The following is a 9,973-nucleotide window of genomic DNA, read 5'->3' on the forward strand; positions in this document are numbered from 1 at the left end:
CAGCCTCGGAGACGGATTTTGACGGCCAGCCGATCGCGCCCGCGTCGGTCGCTCTCGACGAAACCGCGCGGCGACTGGCGCCGCCAGGCACGTGGTGGCACGCCCTAAATAGTATACGATATGAATACTTTCACAATCTCTGGAGCGGTGTCACGAGGGGATGGGGCGAGCGGACCTCTGATCAAGGCCCGTGCGATCACGACACGCAGACGTTCCAGTGGCTATTATCCACCGAACAAACAGATGTCGGCGATCTTCTTGGCGATTTGCTCGGCGTCCGGCTGCGCATAGTCGAGATTCAAGGTGACGAAGATCGAGAAGCGCTCATTGCGAAAGCGCATATAATAGGAGTCGAAAGCCAGCCAACTGCCGGAATGCGCCACGATCGGTTTGCCGCGGTATTTCACGACATCCCAGGCGAACCCATAATTGGATAATTTTCCATTATTGAGTTTGGTCGGCTTCCACGCCTCCGCCAGGGTAGTCTTCGACACCAGGAGATTATTGTTCAAGGCCTGATCGTACAAAAAGAAATCCTCCACCGTGGAAAAGGTGGAGCCGGATCCGTTGATCAGGTCAAACGGGTCGGACTTCTCCGGCACCGGGCCCTCCTCGTCTTCGGTGTAGCTGTAGCAGACTTTGCTTCTTTTCAGTGCATTCGGCAGAGCAAAAGTGGCCAGCATCTTTGCAGGGACGAAGATATGATCACGCAGGTAGTTGGCATAGGTTTGCCCGCTGAGTTTTTCGATCAAGGCCCCCAGGACGTCATAACCCGTATTGCTGTAGTGGAACGCTCGTCCCGGAGTGAATAAGGCGTCTCCCTGCTCGCTGAGCACCGCCATGAGATCAGCGTTGGTGGGATGGCCGTCGCCTTCCGTCAGGATGGCATCGTACAACTCCTCATCTTCGTCGTAATCCGCGATTCCCGAGGTATGGTTCAGCAGTCTCCTGATCGTCAACCGCGTCCCGAACCGCTGCAACCCCTCAAAATAGTCGCCGATCGGATCGTCGTAGTCCAACAAGCCGTCCTCGTACAATTGCATGATCCCCAGCGCCGTGAACTGCTTGCCGACCGAGCCGACATGGAACAGGCTCTTGGTCGTGATCGCCTGTTTTGGCGACAGTCGACACAGGCCATAGCCCTTCTGGTAGACGACCTGGTTCTTGTCGATGATGGTGATGGCCCCGCCGGGGGTCGCCTTGCCCACGAAGGCAGTGAAGATGGTGTCGATCTTTTTTTTCTGTTGGGGGGTCAAGCCCAGCGCTGCAGTATCGCTTGCGGCCGCCATAGTCTGGTGGTATACCTCAGCGGGCTTTGCTTCACCGAGGAGTCCCACATAGAGCAGGCAAGCGATCAGGATCGACAATATCGACCTGAGGTGCAAGCGGTTTCGGAGGACGGAGTCGAGGCGCGTCATGTTGATCCCCCTGAATTGGGTTGATGATACAGGCAATGCGGCCGACCTTGGTCGGCGACCGGGAGGGGTTCTGCCGCCCGTCCCGCTTGCCTGCCGAGCGGGACGGGCGGGCCGGACCTCATTGGACGGTGTAGGACTTGGCGGTTTGGTTGTTGGTCTCGCCGGCCTCTTTGGTATCACACCCGCCATCGACGAAGGCCCTGAAGGTCTTGGTGCCGGCTGACCCCGCCGGCAGACTGGTGAAGGTCAAGGTCTTCATCGCGCCGGCCGCGACTGTCCCAACGGCACGCGCACCGTTACCGGTGGCATCACAAGGCGCCGTCGTCGCGCGGTCGAGCCAGAGCCCAAGGGTTCGACCATCGCCCGGCGCATTGCCGCTGTTCTTCACCGTGACCGCGGCCGTGAAAATGCCGCCATGCACGGGTGAGACAGGATTCAGAGTGATGGACGCAACAACGAAATCCGGTAACGTGGTCGGCAGTCTGGGACTCCCCGCAAGATGCGCCGCGGTGCCCACACTGGCCTGTGTGAAAGCCCTGAAATAGGCTAGGTCGAAGCGGCTCAAGGTGTCCGACCGGGTGTGATAATAGGGGTTGAAGTCATCGCGATCATCTTCGATGGCCAGGATCGCCGCAAATCCCTGGTCCCAGAAAGAGGAATGATCGCTGGCATCGTCCCCATCCGCCGTAGTGACCGCAACCAGTGCGGACGACAGGCCATAGTCCTTGACCACGGCGGCGAATTGCTTCGCGATTGCCAGATCGGCCGCATAGCCCGGGTTGTTCCGGGGTCTGATGTGCAGCCGCACGGTCGGTTTGGACAAGGGCGTGTTGTAGGCCATCATGTCCATGTTGAGTACGCTGACAATCTCTTCGTCGGCAACGCTGTCGGCGTAGGCCCAGCTTCCCAGCAGCCCCTGCTCCTCGCCGGTAAAGAAGACGAATCTGATCGTGCGCTCGAAGCGATAGCCGGTCATGATCCTGGCGGCCAGCAGGGCGGCCGCAGTGCCGCTCGCGTTGTCATCGGCCCCCGGGGCGTTGCCGCTTGCCGGCATATCGTCGAGATGGGCGGTGATCAGTACAATCTGGTCCGGTGAACCCAGCCCCGTCAGTTCGCCGACGACATTGCGGCTCGCGTATCCCTCGTCCTCATCGCTCCAATCCTGATATTCGACGGCCAGGCCGAGGGCCGTCAGTTGGTCATAGACATAGCGCGTGGCCTTGCTGATGGGTGTCCCTGAATCCGTGTTGCGGGTCAACATGCTATACGTTGAGCCCGCGATGGTGACGGGGGTGATGCCGGTGAGTCGCGAGACATAGGAATTGAGCGTCGCCGTCGTCACCTGACTGATCATTTTCGTCACGACGGGATCGGGGCCGACCGCCTGATTCACGATGGCCCCTTGCGCTTTACTCACTGCTCCGCGAGCGGGGCGGGAGAAGGTCATGGGGGTATTGCGGAGCAGTTTCAGATCAAAACCCATATCACCGAGCTGCCGGCGCAGCCCCGGCTCATCCCGGACGACAATCCGTGTGCCGTCGTTATGCAGCACCGTCAAGGTCACCGTTGCCCGCGCAATGGCCCCGCGACGGCGTTCACGCGCCATCAGATAATGTTTGTCGGACACCTCGCGGTCAACGATGACATAAGGGATGTTCAACGCGGTGAGTCGCGTCTGCGTCGTCATGCTGAGGATATATTCCTGTCCCGCCGCATCCACCAGGTTCGCCTGGACGGGAAGACCCAGGCGCGCAATGTCGTTATTCACATCGATGCGCACCAGCAGCAGGGGTTCGGGGGCTTCGGCAATCCCGGCGGCCCATGATGTGACAGCCGCAGGGCCGGCGCCGAACAGGAACAGGGTGGTCAGCAGAACGGAAATGATCTGCCGGTAACCGGGCCTGCCTGGTGGTTGGCGCGATGGTATGATAGCCAGTTGCATTTTGGGTCTTCCGGTGTCAGGAGTGAATAAGTCAACCGCTCCCGGAGCGAGCCGGCGATGGACTCACCGACGTAAAGATCGGGGACGGTCTGGGGCGTCGCCCCCCCCCCGCACGAACCTGAAGTGGTCAATGTCCGAGTCAGTATATTTAAGGTTCCGACCGGCCGTTTGGGCCTTGATCACAATCTCAGTGCCGGACGGGGCATGCGCCCCGTCCGCTACGTTTTCTCCGAACCTGCCGGTTCCAATCAACGGTCGGCCACGGATCAAACGTTCGGGACGGGGCCTATGCCCCGTCCCGCGCTCGGCCGCTTGGGCTTCAGGGGCGTGCGTGATTCTTCGGCGGCCGCCGGAGAAGGCCGCCAGGCCAATCGCGAGCAAGGCGGACGTGGCGGGCATGGGGACGGCGGCTGGATAGGTTCCAACGTTATCGATGGCGGCAATTGTGCCGGCGAGGCCGTTCTCGTCGAACAGTTCGAAATACAGGGTCGCCCCCTGACCCAGGACTGTGCTCGGGAGCAACAGGCTGATGTGCCCCGAGTAATCGGTGCCGCCCGCCAGGGCCTGGAAGCCGGGGATGGCTGCCGCAGGGTTGAAGGTGACGTCGATGGGTAAGGCGCCGGTGAGCCACTCCATGCCGTCGGAGGGGTCCGCGACCACGCCCAGTCGATCGACGACCAGGATGTCCAGGAAGTCTCCGCCGACGGTGATCAGGGAAGCGGTAAAAGAGTCTGGGAAGCCAGTGCCCGGGAACGGGGCGGCGGTGGAGAAGGCAAAATCGAAGGCCAGTATGGCGGGTGCGGTCGGCAGGGTGAAGGTTTGTTGCAGGAGACGGCTGTAGGTGCCGTCGGCGCCAAGCTGGGCGAAATCACCCGCGGGCTCGCCGACGGTGGTGCCTTCCGACGTCCAGCCGGCAAGGTCGGTTGAGTCGGCGAAGTCACCGTTGATGATCAAGGCTGCCCGAGCGACCGACGGGGCGAGTAACAACCACGCCGCGGACGCGAGCAGACGAGACACGATCCTGGCAGACCTCGGATTCATGCAAGGCTCCCTCGACAGGTTTGGAGCACACCACGAGGCGCCGGGCCTTGCTTACAGACATCCCGTTGAACACCGCGGGGCCGCCCATCGCAACCACGCAACAGCACCGACCAAGTGGACAGCAGGGACCGCGCGACGGCCAACGCGGTTCAACCACGAATCAGGAACGTGGCTCTGACCGGGTCATCCCCGGTCGGCAAGCCGCCTCGCGCAGTTCGAGCGGAAGGCAGTTTCCGCACGAACTGTGATGTTGGTCACCTTATATCACCGGTTTCCCTATCCAGGCAACGGCATTTTCGACGAACGGAGGGGTTGCGCGGCCGAATTCTGCCTGTTGTCGCGCTGACCCCAAGGGTCTTGATGCCTGATGGACTGGGTGGACGTGTACCGCGCTGCCAAGGCGCCCCCGGCTGGGCCGGACGGGGCATTCGCCCCGTCCGAAACGTTTTCCTCGAACCTGCCGGTTCCGATCAGCGCTCGGCCACGGAGCAAACGTTCGGGACGGGGCGAATGCCCCGTCCCGCCGTGGTTCTTCACTCGTGACTGAGGGCCGCCGGCGCAGACCCTTGCTTCTCCCGCAGGAACGCGACGAGGCTGGCCGCGGTCTCCGCCGGACGCTCCAGCATGGGTAAATGTCCTGCCCTGGGGAGTTTGACTAACTGGCTGCCGGGCAGGCGCTTCTGCAATGCCGCCGCACCGTCGATCGGATAGATCGCGTCCGCTTCACCCCAGAGGATCAGGACCGGGATCTTGGCATTCAGCGGCTCGTCCAGTGGTTTCTTGTCCAGCACCGCGTCGTAGAGATTCACGATATCCCAGACTTGCTGGTAGTGCCGATTGTAGGTCACGTAATTTTTCAGTAAGGGATCCCGAAAGTCAGCCGGAACCGCGGGTGGGTCCGCGAACAGCAGGCGCATCTCTAAATCGAACTGGGCGGGGTCGATGGGGATAAAGGGATTGATGCCGTCCTTGATTGCCTGGCGTACCCGCGGTCCCCACTCGATCACGCCAAGCGGCGGGCCGATGAAGGCCAATCGGCGTACGTTGTTGGGGTAACGCTCCACGTAAATCGCGGCGATGGTTCCGCCCATGGAGTTGCCGGCCAGGTTGAAGTCCTTGAGTCCCAGCGTGCTAACGAACCCTTGGAGCCGCTCGGCCTGTGCACCAAGGTCATAGGCGGTCACATCAAATCCGTTGCTTTGGCCGAAGCCGGGGAGGTCAGGGGCGATGGCGTCGTAGCCAGCCCCTGCGAGCGCGCACAGGACCGCGTGCCATTGCTCCTTTTGCGCGAAAAGTCCGTGCAACAGGACGATCTGCGGACCCTGACCGGAGCGGCTGTAGTGAATGGTGCCCCCGTCCAGTTCAAGGCTTGCCGAAGCGATGGAGCAGCCGGTTTCAGTCCCTTGGGCATCGGCTCGGCACGACCCGGCCCCCACCAGCAGGGCAAGGAGGAAGGCGGCGCGCGCGGTCCGGATCAGCAGGTTCGTCTGAAGAAGCGAAGAGACAGGCATCCAAGTTACTCGAATCTGGTGGTGAACAGGAAGCAACGGCAGATGATCAGGCCGGATGGAACCCCATCCGGCCGGCTGACGTCTTGCTTCGCCCCGGCCGATGCGCGCCGGAGCGGGTCAGCAATCAGTTGAACAGCCAGGCGAAATTCACGCCCAGTTCATATTGCTTCATCGAGATTGATGGGGACTGGCCACCGGTGAATGCCCCGGGACCCTCGACTGTCTCCTGCGGGGCATACATACCCCAGAATGTCAGCTCGTAGTTCCGCTGCGGGCGGTAGGTGGCGCCCAGCGTCCAATGATCCTGGATGACTCCCGGCGCTAAGGTGTTGAACGCGACCTCCTGGGAGACGATCGGCGAGCTGCCGTGACTGTAGCCGGCGCGGACGGTGAGTGCGTTGTTGATCGCGTACTGGACACCAAGCTTGAACACCGTCATGTCGCGCCAGCCGAAGCCGGCACCGTTGGAGCCGCCGAGACAGTAGCTGGGGTCATACACGGCGCCCGGCGAACTGGGCGCGCCGAAGGCGGCGTTCAAATCGCACTTCTGCGCCAACTGATTGGTATTGCCGATGGACTTGACGTCGCTGTACCAAATCTGCTGGATGTCGAAGGCGAAGGTCAACTGGCTGGTCGGCTTGAAGGCCAGGCCAATGGTCCCGACCGCCGGCATATCGAAATCGCCGCCTTCCGCAAACAAATCCTGGTATTTGTCGAATTCGCCCATGTACATCTTGGTGCGATAGGAGATCCCCAGGTCCCACTGCGGGTTGACCGCCCAGAGTGCGCCGATCTGGAAGCCGTAGCCCCACGCGGCGTCATCGCCCCGGTCGGTCAGGTTGGCCGGGGTGTCCGCGCCGGCGCCGCGATTGGCGATCATGCTCTGGGTGAAGGTTTCGGTAAACCCCTGGAAGGCACCGACGCCGCGCACTTCGATCGTCTGATAGCCGAGCACGAAGGCGCCGCCGATGGAGAGGTTGTCCATGACTTCACGCGCATAGCCCAGCGAAATCCCCAACTGGACGAGGTTGACGCCGGCGTTACCGCCGCCCTGCATCGCCGTGCCCGGAATCTGCGGACCGCAAGGCGCGGCGGTCGCATAGTGCGGCGGATTCGCGCATCCGTTGTTTCCGCCGTAGATACCGAGGTTCATGAAGGTATCGACGCTGCGGTAATCGGTGTTCATGCCGCCGTTTCCAAACAGGGCGACGCCGAATGCGCTCTTGGCATCCAAGGGGTGCGTGTAGCCGAAGTTCGGGACAAGGAAGTCGTTGTTCTGGCTCTCGACGGTGTCTGTCCCCAGCGGGCCGCCGCCGATCGGGGCGTAAGCGCCGGTGGCTGGGTTGGGGGTGACACCGGTGTACTCCCGCTTGGGGCTGAACCAGGCCGCTCCGATATCCAGCCGCTGTCCGACCTTGGCCAGCCCGGCCGGATTACCGACGAGACTCAGGGAGTCCTGCGGCAGCGCCGCTTCGCCCGCGCCGGCCATCCCCTTGGCGGCAGGCGAGTAAGCGTGCGACATGTAGCCGTTGGTGGCCTGAGCGGTTTGCAAGGCGACGACGGATGCGAGTCCGAGCGCGAAAGCGACGAATCTGGAAGCAGACATGAGGTCCCCTGGGTTTTATGATCGGGCTTACAAGGCGGCATGGTCAGCGCCAGTCAGCGTGGCGATTTCACGACAAAGCGCTAATAATAATCCGCGCAGGGTTGATGAATGTCAATCGTGTGACGACCTGGCCGTGAGAGTTGTCGCCTCGATAAGTCGTGGTAGAAATGGTACAAGCGGTGTCAGGTGGGCTTGGCCGGTACCCGGCCGATTGAGATGTAGGTCAATCCCGCGGCCACGACCAGTCGGCCGTCCAGGATGTTGCGGCCATCAAAGATCACCGGCTGCTTGAGCTTCGCCTTGACGGCCGCGAAGTTGGGGCTGCGAAACTGGCTCCACTCGGTGACCAGGGCGAGCGCATCCGCGCCGTCTAAAGCGCTCATGGCGTCTTTGGCAAGGGTCAGATCAGGACGTTGTCCATACAGGCGCTTGGTTTCCTCCAGGGCAACGGGATCGTAGACCTGGACCCGGGCGCCGGCCTCCCACAGTGCCTCGATCAGTGTTCTGCTGGATGCCTCGCGCATGTCGTCCGTGTTGGGTTTGAACGACAGGCCCCAGATTGCAACGGTGCGACCGCTGAGAGTCCCATCAAAATAGTCAGAGATTTTCCTGAACAGGACTTCCTTCTGGCGGAAGTTGACCGCCTCCACCGCGTGCAGCAATTCCGCCGGATATCCCAGGGTGCGCGCGGTCTGCTCCAGTGCGCGTACGTCTTTGGGAAAGCAGGAGCCGCCATAGCCGCAGCCAGGATAGATGAACTGGTAGCCGATCCGGGGGTCCGAGCCCATCCCGACGCGCACCTTGTCGATGTCGGCGCCGACGGCCTCGGCGATGTTCGACAGTTCGTTCATGAAACTGATCTTGGTCGCCAGCATGGCGTTGGCGGCGTATTTGGTCAGTTCGGCCGAGCGGACATCCATCAACATCACGCGGTCGTGATTGCGGTTGAAGGGGGCGTAGAGTGCGCGCAGGAGTTCACCGGTGCGTGGATTGTCCGTGCCGACGATGATTCGATCCGGCCGCATGAAGTCTTCGATCGCGGCGCCCTCCTTGAGGAACTCGGGATTGGAGACGACGTCGAAGTCGACCGCGGTACCGCGGGCAGTCAGGGTCGCGCGGATACAGCCGGCCACCTTGTCTGCGGTACCGACCGGTACTGTTGATTTATCAACAACGATTCGATAGGAATCGAGATGCTGGCCGATGGTTTTTGCCACCGCAAGCACATACTGAAGGTCTGCCGACCCGTCCTCGTCGGGCGGCGTGCCGACCGCGATGAACTGAAAGAGACCGTGCCGCACCCCAGCCTCGGCGTCGGTCGAAAAATTCAACCGCCCGGCCTCGCGGTTGGTGCGGATCAGATCATCCAGACCGGGTTCGTGGATGGGCACCCCCCCGCTGTTGAGCAGCGCGATTTTCTGGGGGTCGACGTCGATGCAGAGCACGTTATTGCCGACCTCGGCGAGGCAGACCCCGGTCACCAGGCCAACATAGCCGCTGCCGAAAATGGTCACGTCCATCGGAGACTCCAAGTCGTTGGAAGATTGACAATCTGCGTCCCGGCAAACCAGCAGGTTCCCGGCGGACGCTTGGTCGAAGCGCTGATGCGGGTGCAGTGCTGGGTTGCCGAACCGCTTGCGGTCGGTAAATATACCAGCTTAGCGAGACGCTCCGCTGCTGACAAACCTTTGTTGACTTAGCCGCCGTGTCGACCTAAACTGCGTCGCTCGATTCGGAGGGGTTCCCGAGCGGTCAAAGGGATCAGACTGTAAATCTGACGGCTCAGCCTTCGGAGGTTCGAATCCTCCCCCCTCCACCAATGTAAGGCGTGTGATCGTGAGCCTGCTCCGATCAGGCAGTCGGTGCCGGGCGTCGTCTATGACGGTGATCAAGGCGCGCTGAGGCGGCGCGGTCACCACAGATGTCCCGCGGGTGTAGTTCAAAGGTAGAACCTCAGCCTTCCAAGCTGATGGTGTGGGTTCGATTCCCATCACCCGCTCCAAAGCTGCGGATTGGCGTACTGACCTGGTCTCTACGTGTTGTCGCTGATTGTCAGGGCAGCGCAGTGATTTTCGGCCCATGTAGCTCAGTTGGTAGAGCACACCCTTGGTAAGGGTGAGGTCATCGGTTCGACTCCGATCATGGGCTCCATAGTTGTGTTTTCGTGTTTTCAGTGTCGGTCGGCGCCGTGTTGCCTTGAGCCTGGCCACTTGACCCATGCCCTTCAGAACTAGGCGGAGAGCAGTTCATGTCCAAAGAAAAGTTTAAGCGCAGCAAGCCCCATGTCAACGTGGGCACCATTGGGCACGTGGACCATGGCAAGACCACGCTGACGGCGGCGATTACCATGCACCAGGCGAAAAAATTTGGTGGTGAAGCACGGGCCTACGACCAGATTGATAACGCCCCCGAGGAGCGCGAGCGCGGCATCACCATTGCCACGGCGCACGTCGAG

7 protein-coding genes and 3 tRNA genes are annotated in these 9,973 nt (G+C 61.6%); 4 read left to right on the top strand and 6 right to left on the bottom strand.

Annotated features, from left to right (window positions below):
• Positions 1–224: 224 nt before the first annotated feature.
• The 6 genes from QZY03_RS28850 to QZY03_RS28875 form a co-directional block, all read right to left on the bottom strand.
• Positions 225–1,418, bottom strand: a complete 1,194-nt coding sequence (locus QZY03_RS28850; protein WP_295587325.1) for a serine hydrolase — start codon at positions 1,416–1,418, stop codon at positions 225–227.
• Positions 1,419–1,536: 118 nt separating this feature from the next.
• Entirely contained in the window at positions 1,537–3,360 is a 1,824-nt protein-coding gene (locus QZY03_RS28855; RefSeq protein ID WP_295587327.1) for a M20/M25/M40 family metallo-hydrolase, read from the bottom strand.
• Positions 3,361–3,423: 63 nt separating this feature from the next.
• Entirely contained in the window at positions 3,424–4,377 is a 954-nt protein-coding gene (locus QZY03_RS28860) for a hypothetical protein (RefSeq protein WP_295587329.1), read from the bottom strand.
• Positions 4,378–4,934: 557 nt separating this feature from the next.
• Positions 4,935–5,912, bottom strand: a complete 978-nt coding sequence (locus QZY03_RS28865) for an alpha/beta hydrolase (protein WP_295587331.1) — start codon at positions 5,910–5,912, stop codon at positions 4,935–4,937.
• Positions 5,913–6,036: 124 nt separating this feature from the next.
• The gene (locus QZY03_RS28870) at positions 6,037–7,518 is read right to left on the bottom strand and encodes an OmpP1/FadL family transporter (RefSeq protein WP_295587332.1); all 1,482 of its coding nucleotides are present in this window, start codon (positions 7,516–7,518) and stop codon (positions 6,037–6,039) included.
• Between the two features lie 182 nt (positions 7,519–7,700).
• A complete protein-coding gene (locus QZY03_RS28875) occupies positions 7,701–9,038 on the bottom strand; it encodes a UDP-glucose/GDP-mannose dehydrogenase family protein (RefSeq protein WP_295587334.1) in 1,338 nt (445 codons plus the stop codon).
• A gap of 214 nt (positions 9,039–9,252) precedes the next feature.
• On the opposite strand from QZY03_RS28875, the gene QZY03_RS28880 reads away from it, so the two are divergent.
• From QZY03_RS28880 to QZY03_RS28895, 4 genes are all read left to right on the top strand, one after another.
• Positions 9,253–9,337: transfer RNA gene (locus QZY03_RS28880), tRNA-Tyr, on the top strand.
• Between the two features lie 109 nt (positions 9,338–9,446).
• Positions 9,447–9,520: transfer RNA gene (locus QZY03_RS28885), tRNA-Gly, on the top strand.
• Positions 9,521–9,593: 73 nt separating this feature from the next.
• Positions 9,594–9,669, top strand: a tRNA-Thr gene (locus tag QZY03_RS28890).
• A 97-nt stretch (positions 9,670–9,766) separates the two neighbouring features.
• On the top strand, positions 9,767–9,973 hold a 207-nt coding region (locus tag QZY03_RS28895), incomplete at its 3' end, for a GTP-binding protein (RefSeq protein ID WP_295587335.1).

This window comes from uncultured Lamprocystis sp. (genome assembly GCF_903933125.1).
GTDB lineage: Bacteria > Pseudomonadota > Gammaproteobacteria > Chromatiales > Chromatiaceae > Thiodictyon.